The 26341-nt window shown below is 63.9% G+C and carries 28 protein-coding genes and 1 riboswitch; of the genes, 13 read left to right on the forward strand and 15 right to left on the reverse strand.

Translation table 11 applies throughout. From position 1 onward, the window contains the following. Positions 1–197: 197 nt before the first annotated feature. The gene (locus WD767_06340; protein MEX2615695.1) at positions 198–458 is read right to left on the reverse strand and encodes a hypothetical protein; all 261 of its coding nucleotides are present in this window, start codon (positions 456–458) and stop codon (positions 198–200) included. Positions 459–695: 237 nt separating this feature from the next. Between WD767_06340 and WD767_06345 the strand changes: the two genes are divergently transcribed. Together WD767_06345 and WD767_06350 are read left to right on the forward strand one after the other, a co-directional pair. Next, positions 696–1679 (forward strand): OmpA family protein, encoded by a 984-nt coding sequence (locus WD767_06345; GenBank protein ID MEX2615696.1) that lies wholly within the window; start codon positions 696–698, stop codon positions 1677–1679. A gap of 33 nt (positions 1680–1712) precedes the next feature. Further along, positions 1713–1871: an entericidin B signal peptide protein gene (locus tag WD767_06350; protein MEX2615697.1), complete on the forward strand. Its 159-nt coding sequence runs from the start codon at positions 1713–1715 to the stop codon at positions 1869–1871. A gap of 53 nt (positions 1872–1924) precedes the next feature. Here the strand turns inward: WD767_06350 and WD767_06355 are convergent, their stop codons facing one another. From WD767_06355 to WD767_06365, 3 genes are all read right to left on the reverse strand, one after another. Continuing rightward, entirely contained in the window at positions 1925–2245 is a 321-nt protein-coding gene (locus WD767_06355; protein MEX2615698.1) for a hypothetical protein, read from the reverse strand. 2 nt (positions 2246–2247) lie between these two features. Beyond that, positions 2248–3603, reverse strand: a complete 1356-nt coding sequence (locus tag WD767_06360) for an acyclic terpene utilization AtuA family protein (GenBank protein MEX2615699.1) — start codon at positions 3601–3603, stop codon at positions 2248–2250. 106 nt (positions 3604–3709) lie between these two features. After that, positions 3710–4288, reverse strand: a complete 579-nt coding sequence (locus WD767_06365; GenBank protein MEX2615700.1) for a nuclear transport factor 2 family protein — start codon at positions 4286–4288, stop codon at positions 3710–3712. Positions 4289–4396: 108 nt separating this feature from the next. On the opposite strand from WD767_06365, the gene WD767_06370 reads away from it, so the two are divergent. Beyond that, a complete protein-coding gene (locus tag WD767_06370; GenBank protein MEX2615701.1) occupies positions 4397–5242 on the forward strand; it encodes an alpha/beta hydrolase in 846 nt (281 codons plus the stop codon). A 6-nt stretch (positions 5243–5248) separates the two neighbouring features. On the opposite strand, the gene WD767_06375 is transcribed toward WD767_06370, so the two are convergent. Then, the gene (locus tag WD767_06375; GenBank protein ID MEX2615702.1) at positions 5249–6244 is read right to left on the reverse strand and encodes a DMT family transporter; all 996 of its coding nucleotides are present in this window, start codon (positions 6242–6244) and stop codon (positions 5249–5251) included. A gap of 251 nt (positions 6245–6495) precedes the next feature. Here WD767_06375 and WD767_06380 point away from each other — a divergent pair, with 251 nt between their 5' ends. From WD767_06380 to WD767_06400, 5 genes are all read left to right on the forward strand, one after another. Then, the gene (locus WD767_06380; GenBank protein ID MEX2615703.1) at positions 6496–7482 is read left to right on the forward strand and encodes a hypothetical protein; all 987 of its coding nucleotides are present in this window, start codon (positions 6496–6498) and stop codon (positions 7480–7482) included. A gap of 58 nt (positions 7483–7540) precedes the next feature. After that, positions 7541–8131, forward strand: a complete 591-nt coding sequence (locus tag WD767_06385) for a hypothetical protein (protein MEX2615704.1) — start codon at positions 7541–7543, stop codon at positions 8129–8131. Positions 8132–8445: 314 nt separating this feature from the next. Further along, entirely contained in the window at positions 8446–9666 is a 1221-nt protein-coding gene (locus WD767_06390; protein MEX2615705.1) for a TauD/TfdA family dioxygenase, read from the forward strand. A 116-nt stretch (positions 9667–9782) separates the two neighbouring features. Then, positions 9783–11021, forward strand: coding sequence for a PLP-dependent aminotransferase family protein (locus WD767_06395; GenBank protein MEX2615706.1), 1239 nt, complete (start codon positions 9783–9785; stop codon positions 11019–11021). 11 nt (positions 11022–11032) lie between these two features. Further along, positions 11033–11617, forward strand: coding sequence for a LysE family translocator (locus tag WD767_06400; protein MEX2615707.1), 585 nt, complete (start codon positions 11033–11035; stop codon positions 11615–11617). Between the two features lie 28 nt (positions 11618–11645). On the opposite strand, the gene WD767_06405 is transcribed toward WD767_06400, so the two are convergent. After that, the gene (locus WD767_06405; GenBank protein ID MEX2615708.1) at positions 11646–12029 is read right to left on the reverse strand and encodes a GFA family protein; all 384 of its coding nucleotides are present in this window, start codon (positions 12027–12029) and stop codon (positions 11646–11648) included. Positions 12030–12364: 335 nt separating this feature from the next. Here WD767_06405 and WD767_06410 point away from each other — a divergent pair, with 335 nt between their 5' ends. After that, on the forward strand, positions 12365–12622 hold the full coding sequence (locus WD767_06410) for a hypothetical protein (protein MEX2615709.1): 258 nt from the start codon (positions 12365–12367) through the stop codon (positions 12620–12622). Between the two features lie 19 nt (positions 12623–12641). Here the strand turns inward: WD767_06410 and selB are convergent, their stop codons facing one another. After that, positions 12642–14573 (reverse strand): selenocysteine-specific translation elongation factor, encoded by a 1932-nt coding sequence (gene selB / locus WD767_06415; protein MEX2615710.1) that lies wholly within the window; start codon positions 14571–14573, stop codon positions 12642–12644. Beyond that, positions 14570–15988, reverse strand: a complete 1419-nt coding sequence (gene selA / locus WD767_06420) for an L-seryl-tRNA(Sec) selenium transferase (GenBank protein ID MEX2615711.1) — start codon at positions 15986–15988, stop codon at positions 14570–14572. The genes selB and selA overlap by 4 nt, the downstream gene beginning before the upstream one ends. 204 nt (positions 15989–16192) lie before the next feature. Between selA and WD767_06425 the strand changes: the two genes are divergently transcribed. Further along, positions 16193–17041 (forward strand): tetratricopeptide repeat protein, encoded by an 849-nt coding sequence (locus tag WD767_06425; protein ID MEX2615712.1) that lies wholly within the window; start codon positions 16193–16195, stop codon positions 17039–17041. A 34-nt stretch (positions 17042–17075) separates the two neighbouring features. Here the strand turns inward: WD767_06425 and WD767_06430 are convergent, their stop codons facing one another. From WD767_06430 to WD767_06460, 7 genes are all read right to left on the reverse strand, one after another. Next, positions 17076–17861 (reverse strand): class II aldolase/adducin family protein, encoded by a 786-nt coding sequence (locus WD767_06430; protein ID MEX2615713.1) that lies wholly within the window; start codon positions 17859–17861, stop codon positions 17076–17078. A gap of 135 nt (positions 17862–17996) precedes the next feature. Continuing rightward, on the reverse strand, positions 17997–18503 hold the full coding sequence (locus tag WD767_06435) for a DUF1499 domain-containing protein (GenBank protein MEX2615714.1): 507 nt from the start codon (positions 18501–18503) through the stop codon (positions 17997–17999). 60 nt (positions 18504–18563) lie between these two features. Further along, complete coding sequence (locus tag WD767_06440; GenBank protein ID MEX2615715.1) at positions 18564–19376, reverse strand: hypothetical protein; 813 nt, start codon at positions 19374–19376, stop codon at positions 18564–18566. 77 nt (positions 19377–19453) lie between these two features. Beyond that, the gene (locus tag WD767_06445; protein ID MEX2615716.1) at positions 19454–20176 is read right to left on the reverse strand and encodes a GNAT family protein; all 723 of its coding nucleotides are present in this window, start codon (positions 20174–20176) and stop codon (positions 19454–19456) included. A gap of 153 nt (positions 20177–20329) precedes the next feature. Next, positions 20330–22156, reverse strand: a complete 1827-nt coding sequence (gene thiC, locus WD767_06450; protein MEX2615717.1) for a phosphomethylpyrimidine synthase ThiC — start codon at positions 22154–22156, stop codon at positions 20330–20332. 89 nt (positions 22157–22245) lie between these two features. Further along, positions 22246–22377, reverse strand: a riboswitch (TPP riboswitch). Positions 22378–22542: 165 nt separating this feature from the next. After that, positions 22543–22803 carry a hypothetical protein gene (locus WD767_06455; protein ID MEX2615718.1) on the reverse strand — a complete coding sequence of 87 codons (261 nt, stop codon included), beginning with the start codon at positions 22801–22803 and terminating at the stop codon, positions 22543–22545. A 66-nt stretch (positions 22804–22869) separates the two neighbouring features. Continuing rightward, the gene (locus WD767_06460) at positions 22870–24186 is read right to left on the reverse strand and encodes a nucleoside recognition domain-containing protein (GenBank protein ID MEX2615719.1); all 1317 of its coding nucleotides are present in this window, start codon (positions 24184–24186) and stop codon (positions 22870–22872) included. A 164-nt stretch (positions 24187–24350) separates the two neighbouring features. Here WD767_06460 and WD767_06465 point away from each other — a divergent pair, with 164 nt between their 5' ends. From WD767_06465 to ykgO, 3 genes are all read left to right on the forward strand, one after another. Continuing rightward, positions 24351–25568 carry a CaiB/BaiF CoA-transferase family protein gene (locus WD767_06465; GenBank protein ID MEX2615720.1) on the forward strand — a complete coding sequence of 406 codons (1218 nt, stop codon included), beginning with the start codon at positions 24351–24353 and terminating at the stop codon, positions 25566–25568. Positions 25569–25599: 31 nt separating this feature from the next. Then, on the forward strand, positions 25600–25773 hold the full coding sequence (locus WD767_06470; protein ID MEX2615721.1) for a hypothetical protein: 174 nt from the start codon (positions 25600–25602) through the stop codon (positions 25771–25773). 326 nt (positions 25774–26099) lie between these two features. Beyond that, a complete protein-coding gene (gene ykgO, locus WD767_06475) occupies positions 26100–26225 on the forward strand; it encodes a type B 50S ribosomal protein L36 (GenBank protein ID MEX2615722.1) in 126 nt (41 codons plus the stop codon). Positions 26226–26341: the final 116 nt, after the last annotated feature.

The raw sequence follows: 26341 nt of genomic DNA on the forward strand, positions 1-26341 counted from the left end.
ATTGAACCGATATTATTCAAAATAAATGCGTGTATTATAATTGCCGTTATTTCAACGATTATTGTTCACAGATAGGCATTCCCTTATGGGATTCAACGCATATATCTACGGTGCTATAGAGATTCGCGGGCGGTGCGGGCCGCCCTGCGACGACGCGGAGAATTTCGCGCGCTTCCTCTTCCATCGGTCGTCCATGTTCAGCTTATCCGCGCAAAATAGCCGAAGACGGCGAAGGCGCAAAATACCGTGCAGTTTATTCTCAGCTCCTCCTGGACGCCCAGCTTCCGGAACGCGGCCAGATCCAGCGGAAGCCAGGCCACGACCACCAGGAAATAGCCGAGCAGGTTACGGCTCTGGATATAGTCCGGCCGGTTGACTGCCGGGATGGTGAAGGCCCGGAAAACCTTGCTGACCCCCGTCAGCAGATACGCGATCACTATGACTTCCACCCAGGTCAAGACGGTCCCCCCTCGTGTTCCATGGGGGCAGGATAGCGCAGCCTGTTTCCCTGTGGCTATACGGGACATCGCCATGGCCGGGGGGCCTGACGATCCTCCTCGATTGATCGGGCCGGCCTTAATCGCCTCTTCGCCTGACGCCCGCCTTTACCGTCCCCCCCCCCCCACACCCTCCGGAACCTTTCCGCAGCCCTCCGCGTTGGTTTTCTTACCGCAACAGGCACGGAAGGATACCTCATGTTCAGACGCGGCTTGACGATTACCACCTCCGCCGTCGCCCTGACCCTGGCCGCCGTGACGGCGCCGGTCGAGGCGAACTGGCTCAATGACATCCTGAATGACGACATCGCGGAAGTCCGTAAGATGAATGCCGAAGGCTCGGATTTTTCGGCCCATCTGGCGCGGGAATACCGCCAGCTGGCCCTGTTCGAGGCGGATGCGATGTATGATTTTCCCGCCTCCGACTATTTCGCCGACAAGGCGCTGGCCGTGCGGGACGGGCGCGATGAAATCCCCGCCGTCCCGCAGATCTGGGATATCGAGCCGGCCCTCATGGATGAACTGATCGCCAGCCGCGAGCAGCTGACCGCCGCGTTTCGCCAGGACGCCAAGGCGCTGGCGCCGCAGCAGGCGGCGACGGCCCAGGCGAAGTATGACTGCTGGGTCGAGCAGACGGAGGAAGGCTATGCCTATCCATGGCAATCGGCGCATATCGTCAACTGCAAGGAGGCGTTCCGGTCGGCCATGAGTGAGCTGGACAGGGCCATCGACGCGGCGCGCCCGGCCCCGGTTGCCGTGGCGCCCGCCGCGCCGCAGGACCCGACCTATGTGCCGACCGATGACAGGGCGGTCGTGTATTTCGATTTCGACCAGGCGCGGATCACGCCGGACGCGCAGGCGACAATCGACCGGCTGGTCGAGCGCGTCGCGGCGGGGCGGAATATTGTCGTGACCGTCGAGGGGCATGCGGACCGTTCGGGTCCCGCGGACTATAACCGGGAACTGTCGCGCGAACGCGCCCTGGCGGTCCGGGAGGCGCTCCTTCGCCACGGGCTGGATGTCCGTGACGTCAGGGAGCTGAACATCGTCGCGGAAGGCGAGAGCGATCCGCTTGTGGAGACCGGCGACGGCGTCCGGCACCCGAAGAACCGCCGCGCGGAAATTGCGGCCTATCGCCTGCAACCGGCCGCCGCGGGAACTTTCGGCGCTGCGTCGCGTTAACAGTGTATCGCTCATATGGAAAAGGAGACTGTTATGATCCGTCGTATCATGTCGTCGTTAATCGTTCTCACGTTCGCAACCGCCCTCGCCGCCTGTGGCGATACCTGGCGCGGGGCCAAGCAGGATACCGGCGAAAACATCGAGGCGACCGGCGAAGCCCTCGACAGAACCGGCGAAAAGGTCAAGCGGTAGGCGCATACCCCCATTGGATCGGGCCGGGCGGCTGGCCCGCTTCGACAATGCAGTCACGATTGCCGGTTATGTCCCGGCAGTTCAATGGTGAGGATCAGCGTGCTGAGGCTCTTGCCGTGCACGTCCTGCGCCAGCGAGCGCGTCACCCCGCCGCCCAGCGCACCCTCGATGACGAAATTGAGCGCCCGCAGCTTCGGCAGTTCGTAGCGCCGCACCGGCCCCGGCGTGATGTGGCTGTAGGCCTTCGCCACCACGTCCACGGTCAGTTCCCGCCGCAGCACGTTCCAGGCCGCGTCGTCATAGGCGGTGACGGAGATGTTGGAGGTATTGCCCTTGTCGCCGGCGCGGCTGTGGCCGAGGTCGTATACGCGCACCATCAGGCGGCTCCTTCCACATAAATCCGGGGTTTGACCAGATGGCGCGGCAGCAGCACCGACTGCACCGCCAGGATCTCGCGCACGATCGGGTCGATCCCGCCGCCGCCGCCCGAGGGACCGTTCACATGCATCGCCCGCGTCTCGAAGCCGACCTGTCCGGCGGCCGCCCGGCTGTCGCAGCGCGCGGCGACGCGGAGCCGCACCTCATAGGGCTCCGGCCCGTCCGGCTCCCTGCCGTGCAGGCTGGACATGCCGATCAGGTCGACCCGCATTTCGGTGTAGGTATAGGGGTTTTCGCGCAGCCGCTGCTGGATGATCCCGGCGGCCAGCTTCGCCCGCGCCACCGCGTTGATCCCGGCATAGGAGACCTGTCCCTCGCCGATGAAGCCGTCCTGGTAGCCGATGGAGACCTTGTAGCTGTCGGTATGCGGCCTGGCCGCCGCGCCCGTCACCCGCACCCGGTCGGGGCCGGTTTCGTGCAGTTCGACATCGGTCACGTCCAGCACGCAGTCCGGCGTGATATAGGCGGCCGGATCGTGCATTTCATACAGCAGCTGTTCGGTGGCGGTCGCGCGGTCCAGCCGCCCGCCGGTGCCGGGGCATTTGCCGACCTCGACCCCGCCGTCCAGGGTGATATCCGCATAGGGATTGCCGAGATGGGCAAGGTCCGGGACGTCCTTCATGCCCGGGTCGGCGAAGCAGCCGCCGGTCAGCTGCCCCGAACATTCCAGCAGGTGCCCCGCGACCGTGCCGGCGGCGAGGCGCGGCAGGTCGTCCGGCGACCATTTCCAGTAATGCATGGCGGGGGCGAGGAACAGCGAGGGGTCGGATACCCGCCCGGTGATGACCAGCGGCGCGCCGGTTTCCAGCGCCCGGCAGACCACGTCCGCGCCCAGATAGGCATGCGCCGCCACCATGTTCGGCAGCAGGCTTTCCACCGGCTCGCCGGTTTCCATGACCGGCAGTTCCGGCATGGCGCGGATGATGCTTTCGATATCGTCGCCCTCGACCACCGCCACGGGCACATTGCCCAGCCCCTGTTCTTCCGCCATCAGCCGCACGGCGCGCGCGCCGCCGCCGGGATTGGCCGCGCCCATATTGGTGACGATGCGTACATGCCGATCCAGGCAGAGCGGCAGGATGCGCTCCATGCGTTCGATCAGGCGCGGGTTGTAGCCTTTCTCCGGGTTGTGGCGGCGGGTCAGGCTTTCGCGCGCGGTGGTCCGCTCGGCCAGGCATTCGAAGACGAGGAAGTCGAGATCCGCGCGCTCGACCAGGTCGATGGCGGGCTCGATGCGGTCATCCGCGAAACCGGCGCCGACGCCGATGCGCACGACATCCGTTGGTTTGGGCATGGTGGGGAGTCTCCGGGCTGGAAAGGTCGATGGATCGTTGCCCGCATTATGGGGCGACCGGACGGCCGGACGCAACGCCGCCCGGCGCGTATCGGCGCAAGCGGCATCAACCCGCCGCGTCGCCCAGGATTTCGGTGCGCGCCGCATAGAGCGGGTCCGAGGTGTCCCGCGTTCCCCATGGCCCTGCGCCCTGCCGCGCGCCGCCCTTCGCGACGGAGGTGAAGCGGTTGTCGATGACGAGGGTGCGCCGCGCGATCCGCCACTCGCCGTCGCGCCGTTCGAAGCGGTCCAGGTAGCGTCCCCAGGACTGCCGGCAGATCATGTCGCCGGGCGCGAGGCCTTCCGCCTCCATGCCTTTCGGGTCCAGGCCTTCCGGCGGGCGCAGGCGGCGGCTGGCGTAATAGGTTTCGACCATGGCGAGATCCGGCCCCGCGAACTCGATCAGGCACTGGCCGAGGAAATGCATGGAGTTGTCGTAGCCTTTGAAATTGACGCCCAGCCAGGCGATGAAGCCGTCGATATCGCCGCTGTAATCGACATGGTCGTCATGGGCATCGGGGTGATAGGCGGAGCGGATGATCGCTTCGTCGCCGCGGTCGACGCCGCGGGCATAGCGGCACATCGTGTCCCGGATCGCGGCCCGGTCCGCGAGCTGCCGGAGGGTATCGCTGTCGGATCCGTTCATGGTCGCCTCCTTTGGTGTCCCGGCCCGTGTCAGGCCTGTTGGTGTCCCGTTTGTTCGTGCGACGGCCGATCCGCTATAGTGCCGCAATCAAACGAGGGGAGCTTCAGTATGCCATATATCCAGTCCGACGGCGCGCGCCTGTATTACGAGCAGGCGGGTACCGGAACACCGATCGTCTTCGTCCATGAATTTTCGGGCGACCTGTGGAGCTGGGAAAAGCAGATCCAGCATTTCAGCCGCCGCTATCGTTGCGTTGCCTTCAACGCCCGCGGCTATCCGCCGTCGGACGTGCCGGACAAGCCGTCGGGCTATTCGCACAAGAAGTCGGTGGATGACGTCGCGGCGGTCATGCGGCACCTCAAGATCGCCAGGGCGCATATCGTCGGCTGTTCGATGGGCTCGCGCACGACGCTGGATTTCGGTTTGCGCTATCCGCGCATGGCGATGTCGCTGACCATGATCGGCATCGGCAGCGGCGGCGATCCGCGAGATGTGGAGGCCTTCAAGCGCGACGCCGAGGCCCGCGCAAGGCTCTACGAGGAAGGCGGCCTCGCCGAAGTGCTCAAGGGCCTGCGCAAGGCGGAGAACCGCATTCAGCTTAAACGCAAGAACCCGCGCGCCTTCGACGATTTCTGCCGCCGCTTCATGGATCATTCCGCGCAGGGCAGCGCCCATATTTCGCGCCAGGTGATGGCCAGGCGGGTTTCCCTGTTCGACATGGAAAAACCGCTTGCCGCGATGAAGGTGCCGTCGCTTGTCGTTGTCGGCGACGAGGATCCCCGCGCCCTCGATTCCGGACTGTTCATGAAACAGGTCAGCCCGGCGGTCGGGCTTGCCGTCGTGCCGTCGACCGGCCATCTGGTGAACCTGGAGGAACCCGACCTTTTTCACCGTCTGACCGAGGACTTTCTCGCCCTGGTGGAATCGAAAAAGTGGCGTCCCCGGGGCAAGTGATCGCCGTTACCGGGGCCGGTTCGTTTTTGTTGCCGCCGCTTCGGAAGGCGCCGCGGCCGCTTCGGAAATCGACGCGCCGGGCACGGTGACCTTGCGCGTCAGCATGCGTTCCCGGTGCCAGACATACAGCCCGGCGGCGAAGAGGATCGCCGTGCCGGCGACCGTCGGCGCGTCGGGCAGCGAGTGGAAAAAGACCGCGCCGATCAGCGTCGCCCAGATGATCGTGCTGTAGGAGAACGGCGCGAGGATCGAGGCCGAGGCCAGCATGAAGGCCCTGATGGTGAGATACTGTCCCGCAAGGTGGCAGGCCGCGATCGCCGCCAGCTTTACCAGCTGCATGCCGTCCGGCATCTGCCAGTCCATCAGGCCCAGCGGCAGGATCGCCACCAACCCGCTGACCGTCGACCAGACGAGGATGGTGAACGGCGGTTCCGCACCGCGCATCGCGCGGGTGATGATAAGCCCGCAGGCCCAGCAGAAGGACGACAGCACCGGCAGCAGCATGGCCGGGTGGAACGAATCCGCCCAGGGACGGATGATGGTGAGGACACCGGCGAGGCCGATCAGGACGGCCAGCCAGCGGCGAATGCCGACCCGTTCGCCCAGGAAGGGGATCGAGAGCGCGGTCACGTAGAGCGGCGACATGAAGCTGATCGCGGTGCTGGTCTCCAGCGGCAATACCCGTACGGCGTAGATGAACAGCACCGCCGAGACGAGCAGCAGCAGCCCGCGAACGATGTGCAGCATGCGCCGGTTCGTGCGGAAAGGCCGCCGCCCCCGCAGCCGGACGACGACGGGCAGCAGCACCGCCGTCACCAGCGCGTAACGCCACAACACGATCAGCTCCGGCGCCAGCCCCTGGCCCACGAGCGACTTGGCCAGCCCGTCCATGGTGACGAACGCCGCCATCGCCATGAGCAGCAGCGCAATCGCCAGCCCCGGCCGGTCGCCGGAGTCGGCGCCCGATTGCGGCGTTGCAGGTGAAACAGATACATGCGCCATAACCAGCCCTCCGGCCGGGTATCGGCCGCCTGTCCGCCACGGCTCCGGGGGTGCCGGGCTGGGCAGTAGAACGTGTCACGTCAGAGGGTTGTCGGCAATGCGCATTGTCGCAGAAATCAGAATTGTGCCTTATTGACTAACGTAGAGTCACTTTGAATCACCGCAATTCAAGAAAATACGGATATAGTTACCGGCGCCAAGAACAACATATGCACGATTGCTTTTTCATGTCAGCAGATTAAAGTATTGAAATGAAATGGAAGAATAGAAATTTACGGGAATTGGCCGACATCATTTGTGGCAATGTTGATCACTTTCAATATCGATCAAGTTCCTACATCACCGAGTTCTTCGAAGATTGTGACCTCGAGTTTTTCCACGACGGTTCGACGCGGTGGGCTTGGGTTTCGGATAGGCTCGAAGAGGTTCTGGCATTACCGCACCCTGGCCCCAATATTCCACCCGACGCGTTTGTACGCATCATACGTGCCGTTCTCGATAAGGGAGAGGCGCAAGAAGGTGACGCGGATCGTAGCAAAGCGCTGACTGCACTTAACGTAGTGCTTGCCCGCGAGGGTTGGGAGGCGTTTTACGATGACAATGGACTCGGACAACTGCGCCATATCGAGACTAACACCATTGCAAAAATAGCTAACCCTCATCGCCCTCTGACGCCGGCGGAACTAGAACGAAAGTCTCAACTCACTGCCTATCTAGACAAATGTTCAGAGGACGATCTGATCGAGGAGGTGCTTCAACCCTTGTTTCGCCAACTGGGTTTCCACCGCATCACTGCAGCAGGACACAAAGACAAAGCGTTAGAATACGGTAAAGACGTGTGGATGAAATACACCCTTCCGACGCTACATGTACTTTATTTTGGAATACAAGCCAAAAAAGGAAAGCTCGACTCCGCAGGCGCAAGTAAAGGAGGGTCGCGCAACATTGGCGAGATACTGAACCAGGTTACAATGATGCTTGGGCACGAAATATTCGATCCAGAACTAAGTCGTCGTGTGCTCGTTGACCATGCTTTTATCGTTGCGGGAGGCGAGATAACGAAGCAGGCAAAAAACTGGCTGGGGGAGCGTTTGGACGCGACAAAACGTTCGCAGGTTATGTTCATAGACCGCGACGACATTCTAAACTTGTTCATTGTGACAAACTTGCCATTGCCGTCGAGGGCTCTTCTTCCTCTTGCAGAGACTAGTGCATTAGACGATGAAATACCTTTTTGAATACGCTCGGTGGTGGACTGCAGAAAATTAGTTGATGAGGCTAGATGTTGGAGAGTCGATGGAGAACACGCTTACACTTTGGAGCATCGCACAGCTCGGCGTTGTTTCGACGGCGGTTACGCTCGGTGTCGGTTGGATTAGAGACCATATCAAGCAAAGACAAACGACTGAACGCGATGCGACTTACCTCGCAAATAGAATAGCGCCGGTCCTAGAACGCTACGCATTGGAGTGTGCGGAGCTAATTTCCGCACAAGCCCTCGACGAGGACTTCGAAAGTTATGGCGGCAGTCGCAGAGGGACGATTCCTCCCTTTCCGAATTACCCGAGTGATGTCGATTGGCGCTCAGTCGATAAGAAAATAGGTGGGCGATTGCTAATGTTTCCAAATGAGGTGATCGAAGCCGCCGGACACTACTATTTTATTCACAATCTACATGACGACATTTGCGTAGGTTCCTACGACTTGCAGGTAGGCAGAGTCGGATATCGTGCTTGGGTGCTTGCATGTGAGCTTAGGAACGAATTTAAACTTCCGAAACCGTTTACCAGTTGGCCATACTTGGAGGATTTAAAGGAAAAGCATGATGAAGCGGTTAATACAGTTGAGCTGGGTGGATTTGCGCCATCTATGCCACTAGCGAGTTAAAAACTATTAATTCCCGTTTGCTCGTAGGCGGGGCGCATGGCATTACGGTAACGGTTAATTGTTACACGGATACTGCAAGCGTCTAAGCATGACACGAGATGAGGCGAGAATCATTAAATATATTACATAATCTGGCACTCACTTTGGTGTACGTCGTGCGCTGTTATCTAATTCGGCACGTATTGGTATTGGTGCAGAAAGTAAGCCCCAACGCCGAAAGATGTGCCAGCTCCCGGCCTTGCGCCGAAGCCCCTTGGACGGCCGGTCGGATCGCGGCTAGACTTTCCCTTGCCACACCAAGGGAGGGAACAGGCATGCCGGATACCATAGTCGATCTGACGCCAACGGACCTGGAGCGCCGCTTCAAGGCCGAATTCGGCTCCGCCGTCGCGCTCGAGCACCCTCTCGCCGCCAGCGGCATGGGCGCGCGCGTGGTGGGTATCGATCTCTGCAAGCCGCTGCTTCCGACGCAGGTGGCGCTGCTGCTGGACACGCTCGCGCATTGCCGGCTGCTGACCATCGCGGGGCAGGACCTGAACCGGTTCTCGCTCGCAACTTTCGAGCGGTTCGCCAATCATTGGGGCGCGCCTGTCGCGCATCCTTCCAACCTGTTGCGGGGCGGCAAGCCGGCGCAGGAGGACGGGGCGAGCGATGGCGCCGTCGAAATCCGGCCCTATGCGGACCGCAAGGCCGCCGCGGCGGATTCGACCCTGCCGGGGCAGGTCGCCTGCCTGCCGCACGAGTCGCCGGCGGTGCTGGTGGCGACCAATCTGCTGGGCGAGGGCGACCGCGACCGCACCCGCCTGAGCAACGGCGGCACCTGGCACACCGATATCGAATACGAACCGCTGCCCCTCTACGTGTCGATGTTCCTGGTCCATCACATGCCCGTGGCGCGGGACGCGCCGGGCGGGCACTGGGTCAAGGCGCCCGTGGTGGCCGGGCCGGAGCCCTATTTCGCCGGGTCCGACGACGAACTGATGGCGCTGCGCCGGAACCTGCCGCTGGATGGCGAGACCGCCTTCGCGGATACGGCGGCGGCCTTCGCGGCGCTGCCGCCAGGCGAACAGGCGCGGCTCGAAGGGCTGCAAGTCCGCCGGCGCCTGAACGAGGGCGACGAAGGCTTCCTCGCGCCGCTGGTGCACACCGATCCGCGTTCCGGCGTCAGGTCGCTGCACAGTCCGGTCTGGGCTTCGCGCCCCGGCGTCAGGCCCGCGATCGAGGTGGACGGCATGACGCCGGCGGAATCGCGGGAATTCCTCGACAGGCTGGAAAAGCACGTGCTGCAGCCGCAATTCCGGTATGACCGGCTGCACGAGCCGGGCGACGTCACCATCTGGAACGACTACATGTCCATTCACTGCTCGCCGCCGATCAAGACCGGGATCGGCCGGCTGGAAGATGCGCGGCTGCTGTACCGGTTGAGCTGCAAGGGCGAACCCGCCCTGACCCTGCCGCGGCGCGACGACCCGGCCTGGATCGCGCGTCACATCACCGGCGGCTATCGCTCGCCGGCGGCCATCACCGGCGGCTGACACGGCGCCAGCGTAATATAATTACAAAAAACAGGCCGACTGGATAATCATCTTGACAATAAGTCAGCATCATTGACATAAAAGCCGCCTTGCCATCTGTGGTGTCGGAGGAAGTCATGGGGGAGAATGCATTGGCGTGGGAGCCGGCCTATGCGCGCCGGGCGGCGCGGATGAACGGATCGGAAATCCGCGAACTGCTGAAACTGCTGGACCAGCCGGACATCATTTCCTTTGCCGGCGGCATCCCTGACCCGGCGCTGTTCCCGCGCGATGAAGCCGGCAACGCCTACCAGGCCATCATGGCCGATCCGGTGCGGGCCAATTCGGCGCTGCAATATTCGACCAGCGAGGGCTACCTGCCGCTGCGTCAATGGATCGCCGGCTACATGACCCGGATGGGCGCGACCTGCGACCCCGACAACATCGTCATTACCTCCGGCTCGCAGCAGGCGCTGGATTTCCTGGCCCGCCTGCTGCTGTCGCCCGGCGATACGGCGCTGGTCGACTGGCCCACATATCTGGGCGCGCTGCAGGCCTTCAACGCCTATGAGCCGCGCTACGACCGGCTCGAATTCGGCGCGACCAACCGGACACCGGAATCCTATGCCGAAGCCGCCGCCGAAGCGGTCGAGGGCGGGCGGGTAAAATTCGCCTATGTGGTGCCCGATTTCGCCAATCCGACCGGCCGGACGCTTTCCGAAGCCGAACGGCAATCGCTGCTGTCGCTGGCGGGCGAACTGGATATCCCGGTGATCGAGGACGCCGCCTATGCGGCGCTGCGTTATGACGGCGCGCCGGTGCCGCCGGTGATCGCGCTGGACGCCGCCCGCACCGGCCATGTCGACGGCGCGCGCACGATCTATTGCGGGACGTTTTCCAAGACCCTGACGCCGGGGCTGCGGGTGGGCTGGATTTGCGCGGCGCGGCCCATCGTGCGCCGGCTGGTGCTGATCAAGCAGGCCTCCGACCTGAACAGCCCGCTGCTCAACCAGGTGGTGATGCACCATCTGGCGGAGTCCGTGTTCGACCGGCAGGTGGCGGCGTCGATTGCCTGCTACCGCGAACGGCGCGACCGCATGCGCGCGGCGTTGCAACGCTACATGCCCGACGGCGTCACCTGGACCGATCCGGAAGGCGGTATCTTCCTGTGGCTGACCCTGCCGGCGTCGTGCGACGGCGCGGCGCTGCTGAAGGCGGCGATCGCGAAGGCGAAGATCGCCTTCGTGCCGGGCCGGGCGTTCTTCGCCGACGGCGCCGGGGCCAACACGATCCGCCTCAGTTTTTCCCTGGCCGGCCCGGAAAAGATCGATTCCGGGATTGCGCGGCTGGCCGAACTGATCCGCAACTATTCCTGAACCGCGCCGCCATGGAAACCGTTCTCGCCTTTCTCGGCATGGTGCTGCCGTTGACGATGAGTCCCGGCCCGGCGACCGTCGCGCTGGCCGGGCTGGGGATGCGCAGCGGGGTTGTGGCCGCGATTCCGTTCTATACGGGGATGATGGCGTCCTGCGCGGCCATTGCGCTGGCCGCCGCGTTCGGGCTGAATGAACTCTTCCTCGCCAGTCCCGTCGCGTATGACACGATCCGCTATCTGGGAATCGCCTATATCGTCTACCTGGCGGTCCGGATCTACCGCAGCGCCCCGCCGGACGATAAAACCGAGGTGCGCCTGTACGGGCTGCGCGACGGCTTGCTGCTCTCGGTGCTCAACGCCAAATACTACGTGGTCGTGTCGGCGGTGTTCAGCCAGTTCCTGCTGCCGGGCGCATCCGGAAACTGGATCGTCGTGACCGCGCTGATCGCCCTGGTGGCGCTGTCGCAGGCGACCTGGCTGGTCGCGGGAGCCGGACTGCGACCGCTGATGCGCTCGGCGCTGGCCTTCCGGATCCAGAGCCTCGTGTTCAGCGCTTCGCTGCTGGCCGTCGCCGTCTACCTGCTGCTGCGGAAATAGATCGGCGAAAATGAGTCCCGGCGCGCCGTTATTCGGGTTTTACTGAAAACGTCCGGCCGTCGATGAAGGTGACCGGCAGGGTCGCGACGAGGTCGCGGTCGATGCCGTCCAGGCAGAAGACATTGACCGTATAGGCGTCCGGCGCGATGCGGGGGCGGTGGAACGGATAGGTCCCGCAGCGTTTGCAGAAATAATGCTTCGCCGCCCCCGTGTTGAACTGATAAAGCGCCAACGATTCCTCTCCCTGCAGCAGCCGGAACCGGTCGGCGGGCACGCGATGCATGACCGCATTGCGGCGCTGGCAGATCGAGCAGTTGCAGACGGCGACGCCGTCAAGATCGGTGTCGACCTCGAACGCGACATCCCCGCAGTGACAACTACCCCGATAGGTTTCCATCGCGCCTGTATCCATGACTGATTGCAGGTATTCCGATCATTGGCACAGATAATGGCATAATTTCCGGCACCGCACCCGAAATTCATGACGATGGCCTTTCCAGGGTGCAGATGGATAAAATTTTATGAAAATACAGAACAAAATATAGTAAATACTAGTATAAAACGATAAAATAACATTTAATTTTTAGTTAATAAGTATTAATATCCGTTAATACTTGTTAAAATACAATTTTTTTGACTTATTACAGTTATTTTTATATTTTATCTGTGACAGAGTGAGAAAATTGAGCAGGTGGGAACGAAAGGGTGGTTATGTATTGCGCAACTATTGTCTGGGCGTACGACGACATGGAGTTGGCGCGTCGGCTGTGGCCAAGGGTAAAGGCTGCGGTTGAAGAACAGGTCGAACGGGACAATCTGGACCTGGATGTGGGTCGTCAGCGGCAGGTAATTTCCGCCATCGTGAACGATCTGATGGAAAAGCGACGCCCGGAAAAGCGGCACTGGTGTTCGCCGAAATCGATCAGCCGGCTGCTGCATCTTTTCCAGAAGCCGCGCGCCAATCCCGGCGCGATACCGCGCGGGACGGCGGCGGTGCGGCGGTGAAAGCCGCGAACCTTACAGTTCAGGGCGCGCGGTTCCCGAAAACATCCCTGGCGGGAACGATCACGGTACGTTCGTTGCCGGATCGGCGGGTCAGTCCCTTCCTGTCGAAGAATTCCAGCAGATCGATCGTCAGGTTCCGGCCGATTCCGGCCCGCCTGTTGTAATCGCCGGCGGAAAAATGGCCGTCGGCGGATTCCTTCGCCAGCGCCGCCGCCATTTCCGCCAGTTGCAGCAGGGTTTCCGGCAGGTAGTAGCGGTTATCCGCGACCTGGTGGATCAGCCCGGCCCGGGCGGCCCGTGTCAGGAAGCGTTCGGTGGTGCGGCCGTCCCGGGAAATCGCCTCGGCGATTTCCAGCATCCGCGGCGGGCGCAACGCGCCTTCCTCCAGCATCGGGCGGACCTGTTCCCAGATCGCCGTGTCCTCGCTTGAGAATACCGCCCGGTGCCCCGGGAGCGTCAGGTACACGCCGTCGCGGGCGATGCGCCTGCCATGCAGCAGGTCCAGGATCGCGGCGCTGAACAGGTCCTGGCCGGGCTTGCGCGTCATCGCCCGGCGCAGCCGCGCCTCTTCCGGTCCCGGCTGGTCGGGGCGGCTCGCATGCCAGCCCCGCAGCGCCGTCACGATCTCGTCGCGCAGGGCGTCCCAGTGCGCCGGGGAAATACCCGTCTGCTCCGGCGGCGACCCGACCCGGATCATCGCTACATCCTCCCACAGGGCGGATGCCTCGTCCGGCGTCAGATTGTAGGTCCGGGCGAAGCGGCCGAGATCGACGCCGTCCACGGCCTGTTCCAGGCGCGCCGCCAATGCCGCGCCCGGCGCCGTATCCCGCACCGCGTGCAGTACCGCCAGCCGCTGCGGCCGCGCCCGGCCGCGCGCCGGTGAAAACGGATCGACGATCCGGCCGCCGCCGACGGTGCGCCGCGCGGACTGGTCGCGCAGGATGAAGCGGTCGCCCGCCAGCGCGCCGACCGGATTGTCGAGCACAAGCTGCACCAGCCCGGTTTCACCCGGCGCGATCGACCCGCCTTCCAGGATCGCGACCCGGCCGGTTTCCGCGCTGGCCGCCAGATGGACATGGACCGGGGTCCAGTGCCGCAAGGGCTTTTTTTCGGCGTTCAGCATCCGGATCGCGGCATCGAGGCGCCGTGTCGGCGCATGGGCCGTTTCCGCCATCAGCCAGTCGCCGCGCCGGACCGAATCCAGCCCGACCCCCGCGCCGGTGATGTTCAGGGCGCAGCGTTCCCCGGCGCGTCCGGCCGTCGCATCGCGGTTCTGGGCGTGGATCGCCCGCACCCGGATCGGCGTGCCCGCCGGCGAAATGACCAGCCGGTCGCCCACCGATACCTGTCCCGAATAGACCGTGCCGGTGACCACGACCCCGGCGCCGGCGACGGTGAAGGTGCGGTCGACCGCGAGGCGGAAATTGCCGCTGTCAGGCCGCGCCGCCATGCCGCGCGCGGCGGATTCCAGATGCGCCTGCAGCGCGGGGACGCCGTCGCCGGTCATGGCGGAAAGCGGAAAGACCGGGGCGTTTTCCAGCGTCGTGCCGTCCAGCAGGATTTCGACTTCGGCTTTGGCGTCCTCCAGCCGCGCCGTCGTTACCCGGTCGGTCTTGGTGATGGCGATGGCGCCCGTGCCGACGCCCAGCAGGTCGAGGATCGCCAGGTGTTCCTCCGTCTGCGGCATCGGCCCGTCATCGGCGGCAATGATCAACAGGGCGAAATCGATGCCGCCGACGCCGGCCAGCATGTTGCGGACGAATTTTTCATGCCCCGGCACGTCGACGAAGCCCAGCACGGCGCCGTCCTCCAGATGCCGGTATGCGAAGCCCAGGTCGATGGTCAGCCCGCGGCGCTTTTCCTCCGGCAGACGGTCGGCGTCGATGCCGGTCAGCGCCTTCACCAGCAGGGTTTTCCCGTGGTCGATATGGCCGGCGGTCGCGACGATCATGCCGGGGACAGCCGGTCCAGCTGCGCGGTGAACGCCGCCTCGTCGGTCAGGCAGCGCAGGTCGAGGAAGAAACTTCCATCCCGCACCCGGCCGATCACCGGCACGGGCAGGTTGCGGAACCCGTCGACGATGGCGGCAAGGGTTTTGGCGCTGCCCTTGCCCTGTTGTTTCGGGCGGATCGCCAGCGCCGCGCTGTCCAGCCGGTCGACGGGCAGGGACCCGCTGCCGATCTGGCTGCGGCAGGGTTCGATGCTGACCGTCGCGACCATGTCCAGCCGCGCCGCGACGGCGGGCAGGATGCGGTTCGCCAGCGCGGCGATATCCTCGGCGGATCGGCTCAGCAGCCCGATGGCGGGCAAGGTTTCAGCCAAAGTGTCGGGGTTGCCGTACAGCCGCAGCACCGCTTCCAGCGCGGCGATGGTGGTCTTGTCGAGCCGCATGGCCCGCTTCATCGGGTTCTTCTTGATTTTCGCGATCAGGTCGGCGCGGCCGACGATCAGCCCCGCCTGCGGCCCGCCCAGCAGCTTGTCGCCGCTGAAGGTGACGATATCGGCGCCGGCCTCCAGCGTTTCGCGCGGCGTCGGCTCGTGCGGCAGGCCGTAGCGCTCCAGGTCGACCAGCGCGCCGGCGCCCAGGTCGACCACGAAGGGCAGGTCATGGGCATGGGCCAGCGCCGCCAGGTCGGATTCCGCCGGGGCGGCGGTGAAGCCCTGGATTTCGTAATTGCTGGCATGCACCTTCATGGCCAGCACGGAATGGTCATCGATGTTGGATTCGAAGTCGCGCAGGTGGGTCCGGTTGGTGGTGCCCACCTCGCGCAGGGTGCAGCCGGCGCGGGCCATGATATCGGGGATCCGGAAGGCGCCGCCGATCTCGATCAATTCTCCCCGCGACACCAGCACTTCGCCGCCCGCCGCCAGCGTGTTGAGGGTGATCAGCACCGCGGCGGCGTTGTTGTTCACGACCGTCGCGGCCTCCGCCCCGGTCAGCCGCTTCAACCAGGACTCCAGATGGGAATCGCGGTCGCCGCGCGATCCCGCTTCCAGGTCGTATTCCAGATTGCAGGCGCCGGCGGCCTCGATCATCGCATCGATAGCGGCTTGCGGCATCGGTGCGCGGCCCAGGTTGGTATGCAGCACCGTACCGGTCAGGTTGAAGACCCGCTTCAGCGACGGCCGGTTGAGCGCGTCGAGCACCGCATCGACCCGCGCCGCGATGGCGGCGGGGTCGGCCTCGCCGCGCGCCGCGTCGGCATCCTCCGCGATGCGTCGGCGCAGGGCGGACAGCACGGTACGCACCGCCTCCGTGACGGCGCCGCGGCCATAGGCGGCCAGCGCGGTTTCCAGTCGCGGATGGTTCAGCATCCGGTCGACGGAGGGGATGGCGGCGCGGGATGCTGTGGCGGTCTGCGGCATGGCGGCGGTTCTGGCTATTCGACGGTTCCGGGCAATTGCGGCGGATGATACGGAGGCGCGGTAACGGTTACAAGGCTACGGGTTCGCGCGCTGCGGCCCGGCGGACGCCAGCCCCGCCCGAAGCCATAAAATTGAATAAAATCCGTCGTTTATTTTAAACGATCGTAAATGCTTCGGTAACCATTTTGCGGTATGGATGTCCCCATGATGATGTATGCGAATTCATGCCTCGGGACCTTACCGGACCGCTGGCGGCATGTCCTGGCCACGCTGGCGATTGCCGCGGCGCTGTCCGGTTGCGCGTCCAACCCGCCGGAGAAGTTCGCGGACAGTGGTCCGAAGACGGATGTTTCGGTTACGCTGTTCACCTCGGCGCAGGAAAGCCGCGCGCGCGGCGACCTTGCGGGGGCGGCGACCCTGTACCGCCACGCGCATGGCGCCGATCCGCAGAAAGCCGCGCCGCTGGTCGGGCTGGGGCAGGTGCTTGCCGCGTCGGGCGCGCCGAAAGACGCCGCCGAAGCCTTTCGCAAGGCGCTGGCGCTGGAGCCGCAGAATGCGGTGGCGCTGCGCGGGCTGGGCAATGCGATGGTCGCCATCAACCAGCCCGAACTCGCCATCGGTCATTACGACCGCGCGCTGACGGTCACGCCGGGCGATCCCCAGGTGTTCAACGGCCTCGGGGTCGCCAATGACCTGCTCGGCAAGCACAAGGATGCCCAGGATTTTTACCGGGCCGGACTCGCCAGCGCGCCCGAGGATGTGAACCTGAAAACCAATCTGGGGCTGTCGCTGGCCTTCGCGGGCGAATACGACGCGGCGATCGAGGTGCTGCGCGAACTGGCCAGCGCGTCGCAGGCAACCGTGCTGCAGCGGCAGAACCTTGCGCTGGGGCTCGGCCTCGCCGGGCGCACCCGGGATGCGGCGAAAATCGCCAGCGCGGACCTGGACGACCGGTCGGTAAGGTCGAACATCGTTTTCTACGAAACGCTGCGGGCCATGAAGGATTCGGTCCAGCGGGTCCGCGCGGTGCACGCCCGCTCCATCAGCCGCTAGATCAGGTCGGGGTTTGCTGGAATCGCCTCAGGCTTCAACGGGCGAATTCAATGCCCTCGCGGGCGAATTTGCGCTGGAAGGCGTTCCATTCCAGCATGCCCATATCGCCAGAGGCGAGCCATTCGGCATAAATCTCGTGGCTTTTTGCAACGATGTCGGCGGGAATTTCCCGCACCGGGACACTGGCGGCCATCGTATCGACCTGAATCTGGCATGATGTTTCGTAGTAATAGGTGAAATGCAATGCCTCGGGGATCGTCCGGCCAAGGCAGAGCGAGCCGTGATTGTGCATGTTCAGGACGAATTTGTCGCCGATGTTCTTTTTGAGCGATTCCCGTTCCGAAAGATCCAGCGCCGGGCCTTCGTATTCATGCTCCGCCATGCTCAGCAGCGGCCAGAGCGAATGCTGCGAAATCGGACGCAACCCGCCTTCCATGGCCGAGACGGCGATATTCGCGCGGGTATGCAGATGGGTGACGCACATCGCGTCCGGCCGCGCCAGATAGATGCCGCTATGGATGCAGTAGCCGGCGAAATTGAATCCTTCGCCGCTCAGCACATTGCCGTCCATGTCCATCTTCACCAGGCTGGTGGCGGTGATTTCGTCGAACATTTCGCCGTAATTGTTGATCAGGAAGGTATCTTCCTCGCCGGGGATGCGCGCCGACAGATGCGTCGCCACCAGGTCGGTGAAGCCGAGGCGGTGGACGATCCGGTAGAGCATCGCGAGATCGACCCGCGTCTGCCACTCCGCCGCGCTCATCTCCGACTGCCGCGCGGCCGGCGCGCCGGCTTTGCTCGCTAACGGGGCAACCGCCATGATGGTCTCTCCTCTGGCCAGTGGTCTTTCGCCTTTCGCGACGGGCGCGAACCGGTGAAAATGCTACACGACCGACAGGCGAATGCACAAGGGGAGGCGGTGGACGCGCCGCCTGCTGGACCAGCCGCTTGCAGGTTACCCGGACAGCGCCGCCAGCCAGGCCTCGATGCGTTCCCGGTTCACGCCGAAATCGTCGCGGCCGTACCGCGACCGGCTGTACACCGCGAGGGTCGAACGGTTCTCCGGCAATGGAATGAAACGCACCGTGATCGAATCCGGGAAACGGAAAAAGCGCGACCGCTGGACGAAATCGTGCTGCAGGCCGGTTTCATCCGCCCGCGCCTGCGTGATCCGGGGATGGCGTTGCAGCATCTGTTGCCAGCGGTCGCGCAACGCCGCGACCGGCATGTCGAATACCGGGCTGATCCGGTCCGGCGGCGCGGCGCAGTAGTTTTCGGGGCAGACCAGAAAGCGGTTCGGCGCATCCGCCGGGCGCAGCGCCGCGAAATCGATATCTTCCGGAGCCGGCGTCGGCATGACCAGCGTCATGCTCCGCTCCCAGCCGATCAGGATTGTGCCGATGACCGCCGCCACGATAATCCCCAGAAGGTAACCGATCAGTACCCTGCGGTGCCGGATCATGCCGGGCCTTCAGGGTCGGGCTGAACAGCCGCATGTCCCGTGTCAGGCATTCTGACCATGTCATGTGGAATCTCGGCGTTGCCGGTGAAAAAGAGCCGTCCCGCGAAGATGCCACAGGATGAGCACGGTGGAATAGCTCAAAGTTGCCGCGAAACCCAGCGCCAGACCGATCCCTGAACCGTAATGCGGCGTCGCGAGATGCGCGGTCAGCGGCGTCAAGCCGAGGCCGACCAGCGGTATGACGGCGCGGGATAGCGTTGCCGCCGTCGCCGCCCTGCCGAGCCGGGCCAGCAGCACGATGGTCGCGCTGAACAGCACCACGGGGAACACGGCGAGGATTCCCGCCGCTTTCGGGCCCAGCGCCGCGCTGCTAAGCGATACGACAATGGTCAGCGACGCGACCAGCAGCGCGCGCAGGGGCAGGTCGAACCATCGCGACGGCGCCGGAACCGCAACCCCGGGCCGGCCCCACAGCCCGACGGCAACATAGGCGCCGATGAACGCCGCGACGTTCAGGGCGATCGCCGAACCGACGGTCCATGTCACCGAATGAATCGCCAGAGCCGTCAGCCCCCATGCGCCGATGGCGGCGGCCACGGTGACAGCGTGCCTGAACCGGGTCGCGGCAATGGTGCCCGCCGCCAGGAAGGCCGGCATCGCGGCGTGGACGGCGAAGCTGCTCAGCGTGCTGTCGGTAATGAAGGCGTCGGACTGGTCAATGGCCAGGACGACATAGATCGGTCCCATGGAAATTGGCAGCGATGTGATCAGCGCGCCCCAGAACGGTCCGGCCCGTTCCGCCGCCACGGTTGCGCCAACGACGACGAACACGGCGAGGCCGGCCTTGAGCAGCAGTATGGCGATTTCCGGCACGGCGAACCCGTTTCGCTTGGGGTTGGGAGCGCCTTCTTACAGGATCGGGCGCATCCGATCACCACCCATCGACAGGGTCAGGCCGCCTTTCGGTTCGCGTCGATCAGGGACGAAAGGGAAGCACGCTGGTTCCTGGCCGCGTCGAAATTCGATCTGTCCAGCCAGACCTCGAAGCCCCGCCGGATCGCGGGCCATTCGCTATCCAGGATCGACAGCCAGTCGGTGTCCCGGTTGCGGTTCTTGTAGATGGTGGCCTGACGGAAACGTCCCTCATAGGTGAAGCCGAGCCGCAGGGCGGCGCTGCGCGACGGCGCGTTCAGGGAATCGCATTTCCATTCGTAGCGGCGGTAGCCCAGTTCGTCGAAGACCCGGGCCATCATCAGGTACATCGCCTCCGTCGCCATCCGGGTGCGCTGCAACGGCGGGGCGAAATTGATGTAGCCGACCTCGATACTGCCGACCGCCGGATCGACGCGCAGGTAGCTGGCGATCCCGATTGCCCGCCCGGTGTCCCGGTCCCGGATCGCCTGGGTGATGCGCGACGGATCGGCGCAATGCGCGGCATACCAGCGGTCGAAGGCGTCGCGGCTGTCAAACGGGCCCTGTGACAGATAGGTCCAGTTCCGCCCGTCGGTATCCAGCAGGAAAGCCTCGTACAGGTCGTCGCGATGTTCGGGGGCGATGGCTTCGACGCGGCAGTAACGCCCTTCCATCGGCGTCCTGTCCGGGATCCGTGCGGGTTTCCAGTCCGGCATCGGGAAGCCGACGGGCTGGCCGAGTTCGTTGGTATGCGTGCTCATCGTATCGCTCTTTTTCGTTCGGGGGCATGGCGCATCTTATCGGCCGTTCCCGTGGTCCCGGGAAAGAGCCAATTTTACCTGTTCGCAGCGGACCAATAAAAAGCCCCTCCCCCGAAATCCGGGAGAGGGGCCGTTTTTAAGTCGTATCGTCGATCAGTCGTCGCCGGCGTTCAGCGCGGCGGCTTCTGCCGCGACCTTCTCCGCTGGCTGGTAGAGTTCGCCGCCGGTCTGCTTGAACTTGTCCGACATGTCGAACATGCCCTTTTCGGCAAAGTCGCGGATTTCCTGCGTGATCTGCATCGAACAGAACTTGGGCCCGCACATCGAGCAGAAATGGGCGATCTTGGCCCCTTCCGCCGGCAGGGTCTGGTCGTGGAAATCCTCCGCCGTTTCCGGGTCCATCGCCAGATGGAACTGGTCGCGCCAGCGGAAATCGAACCGCGCCCGGCTGACGGCGTCATCCCACAGCCGCGCCGCCGGATGCCCCTTGGCGAGGTCGGCGGCATGCGCCGCGATCTTGTAGGTGATGACCCCGTCCTTGACGTCCTTGCGGTTCGGCAGGCCGAGATGTTCCTTCGGCGTGACGTAGCAGAGCATCGCCGTGCCGAACCAGCCGATCATCGCCGCCCCGATGGCGCTGGTGATGTGGTCGTATCCCGGCGCCGTATCGGTAACCAGCGGCCCGAGCGTATAGAACGGCGCCTCGTGGCACTTTTCCAGCTGCAGGTCCATGTTCTCCTTGATCTTGTGCATCGGCACATGGCCTGGGCCCTCGATCATCACCTGCACGTCGTGTTTCCAGGCGATCTTGGTCAGTTCGCCCAGGGTTTCCAGTTCGGCGAACTGCGCCTCGTCATTGGCGTCCGCCAGGCTGCCCGGGCGCAAGCCGTCGCCGAGCGAGAAGGCGACGTCATACTGCTTCATCAACTCGCACATTTCCTCGAAATGCGTGTACAGGAAGCTTTCCTGATGATGGGCGAGGCACCATTTGGCCATGATCGAGCCGCCCCGGCTGACGATGCCGGTAACGCGCTTCGCCGTCATCGGGATGTAGCGCAGCAGCACGCCCGCATGGATGGTGAAATAGTCGACGCCCTGTTCCGCCTGTTCGATCAGCGTGTCGCGGAACAGCTCCCAGGTCAGGTCCTCGGCGACACCGCCGGTTTTCTCCAGCGCCTGGTAGATCGGCACCGTGCCGATCGGCGAAGCCGAATTGCGGATGATCCATTCGCGGGTGTTGTGGATGTCCTTGCCGGTGGACAGGTCCATTACCGTGTCGCCGCCCCAGCGGGTCGCCCAGACCATCTTCTCGACTTCCTCGGCGACCGAAGAGGATACGGCGGAATTGCCGATATTGGCGTTGATCTTCACCAGGAAGTTCCGGCCGATGATCATCGGTTCCGATTCCGGGTGGTTGACGTTGTTCGGCAGGATCGCTCGTCCGGCGGCGATTTCGTCACGTACGAATTCCGGCGTGATCACGTCCGGGATATTCGCGCCGAAGGTTTCGCCGTCCCGGTGTTCGGACCGGCCCAGGTTTTCGCGCGCGGCGACGAATTCCATTTCCGGCGTGATGATGCCGCGCCTTGCATAGGCCATCTGCGTGACGACAGCGCCGGGTTTCGCGCGCAGCGGGCGATGCTTGGCGGGGAATTCCGGACAGGCGTCCTTGTCGCCGGGCTTGCGGTTGTTGTCCTCGACCCGGATTTCGCGGCCTTCGTATTCCTCGACATCGCCGCGCGCCCGGATCCAGGCTTCGCGGTTCCGCGCGATACCGGCGGTCACATCGACCTGGACGCCATCCGCCGTGTAGGGGCCGGATGTGTCATACAGCCGGACCGGCGGTTCGTTCGCGCTGTCCTCCAGCTTCACTTCGCGGAAGGGAACGCGCAGGGCGCCGTCCTTACCGGCGCTGACGTAGATTTTCTTCGAGCCGGGTATCGGGCCGGTCGAAATGATGATTTCGCTGTCTTTGGGCATGTTGAATCTCCTGCCAATTGTTGGTGGAGATCCGGAATCCGATTGGGAGGAATGACGCAATCGCGGTTGGGCGGGTTATGATGTTCGCGTGCGGCATTGGTTTCCTGTCCCTACGCCGGCATGATCCGGATCAGGTTCGAAGGGTCATCGCAACGCGTTCCGGACAGTCCGCAACACTAACGATATCTCAGCCTCTGCATGAGGCCCCCCTAGGAATGCCCTTATCCTGACGAATCGGCGGGCCCGGAGTCAAAGGGTTTCGCGGAAAAATTAATTGCCGCGGATTTATCATGGCGAATCAGGAACTTCGGATTTTCCGCCCGGGCGGCGAATATCGGCGGCTGCGCCGAATTGTCGCAGGAATTTTCGAATCCGGATTTTGGGTGTCAGGGCAGCGACAGGATTTGCGGCAGTTCCCCGGCGCTCGGCGACTGGGCGACGAATTCCGTGGCGCTGATGCTGTCGTCGGCGATGCCGTCTAGGCGCAACAGTTCATGCGCCAGGATCCGGCGGATTTCCAGCAGACGGTTGAACTGCGCGTCGCAGCCGGGAATGGGTCCTGGATAGTGGCGGATTTCCGCCGTGACTTCCGCCTTTCGCGCAACAAGCGCCGCGCGAAGCGTGGTGAGGTTCGGCACATCGTTCATGGCTATAATATAATCCTGTTCGGTACGACCGCCAATACAGGCCGGATTCGCGGGTGCGGGCGGCCGCTAACCGAACAGCCACGCCGTGATCGCGACCGCCGCCGCGATGCCGGCAAGATCGGCGGTCAGCGCCGCCGCCAGCGCGTGGCGGATGCGGCGGATATTGACCGCGCCGAAATAGACCGCCAGGACGTAGAAGGTCGTTTCGGTCGATCCCTGGAAGGTGGTCACCAGATAGCCGATATAGGTATCGGGACCGGTCGCCGGGTTCTGGATGATCGACGCCATGATGCCATAGGCGCCGGAGCCGGACAGCGGCCGCAGCAGCGCCATCGGCAACGCTTCGGCCGGCAGGCCGACCAGCCCGGTCACCGCGCCCAGCGGGGTGATCAGCAGTTCCAGCGCGCCGCTCTGGCGCAGCATGCCGACCGCGACGAGGATCGCGACCAGATACGGAATGATGCGCAGCGCCACGTTGAAGCCGTCGCGCGCGCCTTCCACGAAGGATTCGTATACCCGCACGCCGCGCAGGGCGCCGAATCCCAGCAGCGCCAGCATCAGTCCGGGGATGATCCAGGGGGCGATATCGCGCCCGTACAGGATCGTCAGCGGCACGAAAGCCGCGACGGCGGCCAGCACCAGCAGGGAGACCCATAGCGGGTAGGGCTCGCTCGGTTCCGGAGTCGGTTCGGTATCCGCCGGGGCGGTTCCCGCCGCATCGCCGGTTTCCGCACCGCCGGTTTCCGTATTGCCGGTTTCCGCATTGCCCATGGGCGCCGGCGAGAAACGCTGGTACAGCTTCACCGCGACAATCGCCACGGTGGTCGAACAGATCGTGGCGAACAGCGTGGTGGGGAGTATGCCCGCCGGGTCCGCCGAACCGGCCGCCGCGCGCAGCGCGATCACCCCGGTCGGCAGCAGGGTCACGGACGACGTGTTTATCGCCAGGAACATGACCATGGCGTTGGTCGCCGTGCCCTTTTGCGGATTGAGCCGGTCCAGTTCCTGCATCGCGCGAATGCCGAACGGCGTCGCCGCATTGCCCAGCCCCAGCACATTGGCGGATATGTTCATGATTATCGCACCCATCGCCGGATGATCGGCGGGGACGTCGGGAAACAGGCGCACCATCAGCGGCCGCACCGTGCGCGCGATGATGGCCAGCAAGCCGCCGGCTTCGGCCACCTTCATCAGGCCGAGAAACAGCGCCATGACCCCGACCAGCCCGATGGCCAGTTCGACCGACCCCTTTGCCGCGTCGATCATCGCCAGCCCCAGCGCATCCATCGGCGCGGATTCCCCGGCGAGGGGCGTTTCCGTCACCTGGCGGTAGCCGGCAACGATGAAGGCGATCAGGACGGCGGCAAGGAAAACGGCATTCATGGGTGAATTCCGCATGGGGGCAGGATGCCGCCTCTATATCAGATTCGCGGAATTGATACGGGGTATCGCCTTCGATCCGCTCCAAAAGTAAATTGACGCAATCGGCAGCTTGGTGCGAAAACGCCCTGCGCCGCGCTGAATGACGACATTTGAAGGGAAAAGGCATGAACGGTCCGCTCGACGGTCTGAAGGTATTCGATCTCACCCGCATCCTTGCCGGGCCGACCTGCACGCAGATCCTGGGCGATCTCGGCGCGGAAATCATCAAGATCGAGCGGCCGAAGGTCGGCGACGACACGCGCAATTTCGCGCCGCCCTACCTGCCGGACGACAGCGGCGCCGACAGCAGCGAAAGCGCCTATTTCGCCGGGGCCAACCGGAACAAGCGGTCGATCACCCTGAACCTGTCCGATCCGGAAGGTCAGGCGCTGGCGAAGCGCCTGCTGGCGGATTGCGATGTGCTGGTGGAAAATTTCAAGACCGGAACGCTGGAAAAATACGGGCTGGGCTACGAGGACCTGAAAGCGGAATTCCCGCGGCTGATCTATTGCTCGGTCACCGGCTTCGGCCAGACCGGCCCCTATGCCAGCCGCCCCGGCTACGACGCGCTGATCCAGGCGATGGGCGGCGCGATGAGCCTGACCGGCGAACCGGACGGCGAACCGATGAAGGTCGGCGTGTCCATCGCGGATATCATGTCGGGCATGTATGCGGGCGTGTCGATCCTGGCCGCCGTCCGCCACCAGGCGCTGACGGGCGAGGGGCAGCAGATCGACGTATCCATGCTGGACGTGCATGTCTCCTGGCTCGCCAACCAGGGCATGAGCTACCTGGCCACCGGCGAGGTGCCGGCGCGGCTGGGCAACATGCATCCCTCCATCGTGCCGTATCAGGTGATGCCGTCGGCGGACGGCTATTTCGTCCTGTCGGTCGGCAACGACCCGACCTTCGAACGGTTTTGCGGCGTCGCCGGCTGCGAGGAACTGTTGCAGGACGACCGGTTCCGCACCGCGACGGAACGTGTCCGCAACCGCGACCATGTGACGGAAACGCTGAACACCATAACCCGCCAGCATCCTTCCGCCTGGTGGCTGTCGGCGCTGGAAAAGGCGAAGATCGGCTGCGGCCCGATCAACGATCTGAAACAGGTGTTCGACGATCCGCAGGTCAAGGCGCGCGAAATGGTGATCGAAATGGATCACCCGGCGACCGGCGGCAGGCCGGCGAAGCTGATCGCCAGCCCGATCAAGATGTCCGCGACGCCGGTAACCTACCGACTGGCCCCGCCGATGCTGGGCCAGCACACGGATGAGGTGCTGCGCGAGGCGCTGGGCCTGTCGGACGCCGATATTGCGGCGCTGCGCGAAAAGGGCGTGGTCTGACCGGCGGATTCGGGCGCGGGAAGGGGGGACGATGAATATTCCCGACAATATCATGGAGATCGCCCTGCATGCCTGCGCCGTTGTCTCGGTCCTGCAGATCGTTGCGACGTTCTTGTCGGGCGAGCACCGTACGTTGAAGGCCCGCAAGACGCTGTTTCTGACAATCCCGTTTCTGGGGTTCTACGTTTATCTGATGCTGAAATAGCGCTTCTTCGATAAATCGATTGGATAAGCCGCCATTGCGGCGCCCGCCGTTAACCTTCAGGTAAGGCTGCTGACGCAAAACTGCCGGCATGTCCGGCGCGCTGATCCGGTCGAAATCTCCCCTGGCGCGCGGCGCGACGATCCGGTCGCTGGGATGCGGCAGCACCGGTCGCCCTTGTATCTGCAAAACGCCTGAGAGGAATTTCAGGGATTTATCGCATATCCGGCGGCCTGAATCTTTGTGTAACTCCGTATTGACAGGCGGTCGCTCCATCCCTATTTTCCGCGCTTCTCAACGGCCCCGCATAATTCCGACGGAAATAAGCCATGAAAGTCGTACGTTCGCTGAAATCGATGAAGACGCGCCACAAGGATTGCCGCGTGGTACGCCGCAAGGGCCGTATCTACGTCATCAACAAGACGAATCCCCGGTTCAAGGCGCGCCAGGGCTGATCCCGCGCGGCCTGCTGTCCGTTCAGGGGCGGCAAACCGACAGAACCGCGCTTCGGCGCGGTTCAGACCGCTGACAAACCCCTCGCCTTTGGTGAGGGGTTTGTGATTCAATGCGG

The sequence above is a fragment of the Alphaproteobacteria bacterium genome (assembly GCA_040905865.1).
Lineage (GTDB): Bacteria > Pseudomonadota > Alphaproteobacteria > UBA8366.

Coding starts and splice junctions, on each gene's coding strand:
- ykgO (MEX2615722.1), top strand. CDS start 26,100: ATGAAAGTCGTACGTTCGCTGAAATCGATGAAGACGCGCCACAAGGAT.
- WD767_06430 (MEX2615713.1), bottom strand. CDS start 17,861: ATGGCGGTTGCCCCGTTAGCGAGCAAAGCCGGCGCGCCGGCCGCGCGG.
- WD767_06385 (MEX2615704.1), top strand. CDS start 7,541: ATGGAGAACACGCTTACACTTTGGAGCATCGCACAGCTCGGCGTTGTT.
- WD767_06365 (MEX2615700.1), bottom strand. CDS start 4,288: ATGAACGGATCCGACAGCGATACCCTCCGGCAGCTCGCGGACCGGGCC.
- WD767_06390 (MEX2615705.1), top strand. CDS start 8,446: ATGCCGGATACCATAGTCGATCTGACGCCAACGGACCTGGAGCGCCGC.
- thiC (MEX2615717.1), bottom strand. CDS start 22,156: ATGCCCAAAGACAGCGAAATCATCATTTCGACCGGCCCGATACCCGGC.
- WD767_06395 (MEX2615706.1), top strand. CDS start 9,783: ATGGGGGAGAATGCATTGGCGTGGGAGCCGGCCTATGCGCGCCGGGCG.
- selA (MEX2615711.1), bottom strand. CDS start 15,988: ATGCCGCAGACCGCCACAGCATCCCGCGCCGCCATCCCCTCCGTCGAC.
- WD767_06465 (MEX2615720.1), top strand. CDS start 24,351: ATGAACGGTCCGCTCGACGGTCTGAAGGTATTCGATCTCACCCGCATC.
- WD767_06380 (MEX2615703.1), top strand. CDS start 6,496: ATGAAATGGAAGAATAGAAATTTACGGGAATTGGCCGACATCATTTGT.
- WD767_06360 (MEX2615699.1), bottom strand. CDS start 3,603: ATGCCCAAACCAACGGATGTCGTGCGCATCGGCGTCGGCGCCGGTTTC.
- WD767_06435 (MEX2615714.1), bottom strand. CDS start 18,503: ATGATCCGGCACCGCAGGGTACTGATCGGTTACCTTCTGGGGATTATC.
- selB (MEX2615710.1), bottom strand. CDS start 14,573: ATGATCGTCGCGACCGCCGGCCATATCGACCACGGGAAAACCCTGCTG.
- WD767_06455 (MEX2615718.1), bottom strand. CDS start 22,803: ATGAACGATGTGCCGAACCTCACCACGCTTCGCGCGGCGCTTGTTGCG.
- WD767_06410 (MEX2615709.1), top strand. CDS start 12,365: ATGGAGTTGGCGCGTCGGCTGTGGCCAAGGGTAAAGGCTGCGGTTGAA.
- WD767_06400 (MEX2615707.1), top strand. CDS start 11,033: ATGGAAACCGTTCTCGCCTTTCTCGGCATGGTGCTGCCGTTGACGATG.
- WD767_06460 (MEX2615719.1), bottom strand. CDS start 24,186: ATGAATGCCGTTTTCCTTGCCGCCGTCCTGATCGCCTTCATCGTTGCC.
- WD767_06375 (MEX2615702.1), bottom strand. CDS start 6,244: ATGGCGCATGTATCTGTTTCACCTGCAACGCCGCAATCGGGCGCCGAC.
- WD767_06370 (MEX2615701.1), top strand. CDS start 4,397: ATGCCATATATCCAGTCCGACGGCGCGCGCCTGTATTACGAGCAGGCG.
- WD767_06425 (MEX2615712.1), top strand. CDS start 16,193: ATGATGATGTATGCGAATTCATGCCTCGGGACCTTACCGGACCGCTGG.
- WD767_06345 (MEX2615696.1), top strand. CDS start 696: ATGTTCAGACGCGGCTTGACGATTACCACCTCCGCCGTCGCCCTGACC.
- WD767_06470 (MEX2615721.1), top strand. CDS start 25,600: ATGAATATTCCCGACAATATCATGGAGATCGCCCTGCATGCCTGCGCC.
- WD767_06405 (MEX2615708.1), bottom strand. CDS start 12,029: ATGGATACAGGCGCGATGGAAACCTATCGGGGTAGTTGTCACTGCGGG.
- WD767_06445 (MEX2615716.1), bottom strand. CDS start 20,176: ATGAGCACGCATACCAACGAACTCGGCCAGCCCGTCGGCTTCCCGATG.
- WD767_06350 (MEX2615697.1), top strand. CDS start 1,713: ATGATCCGTCGTATCATGTCGTCGTTAATCGTTCTCACGTTCGCAACC.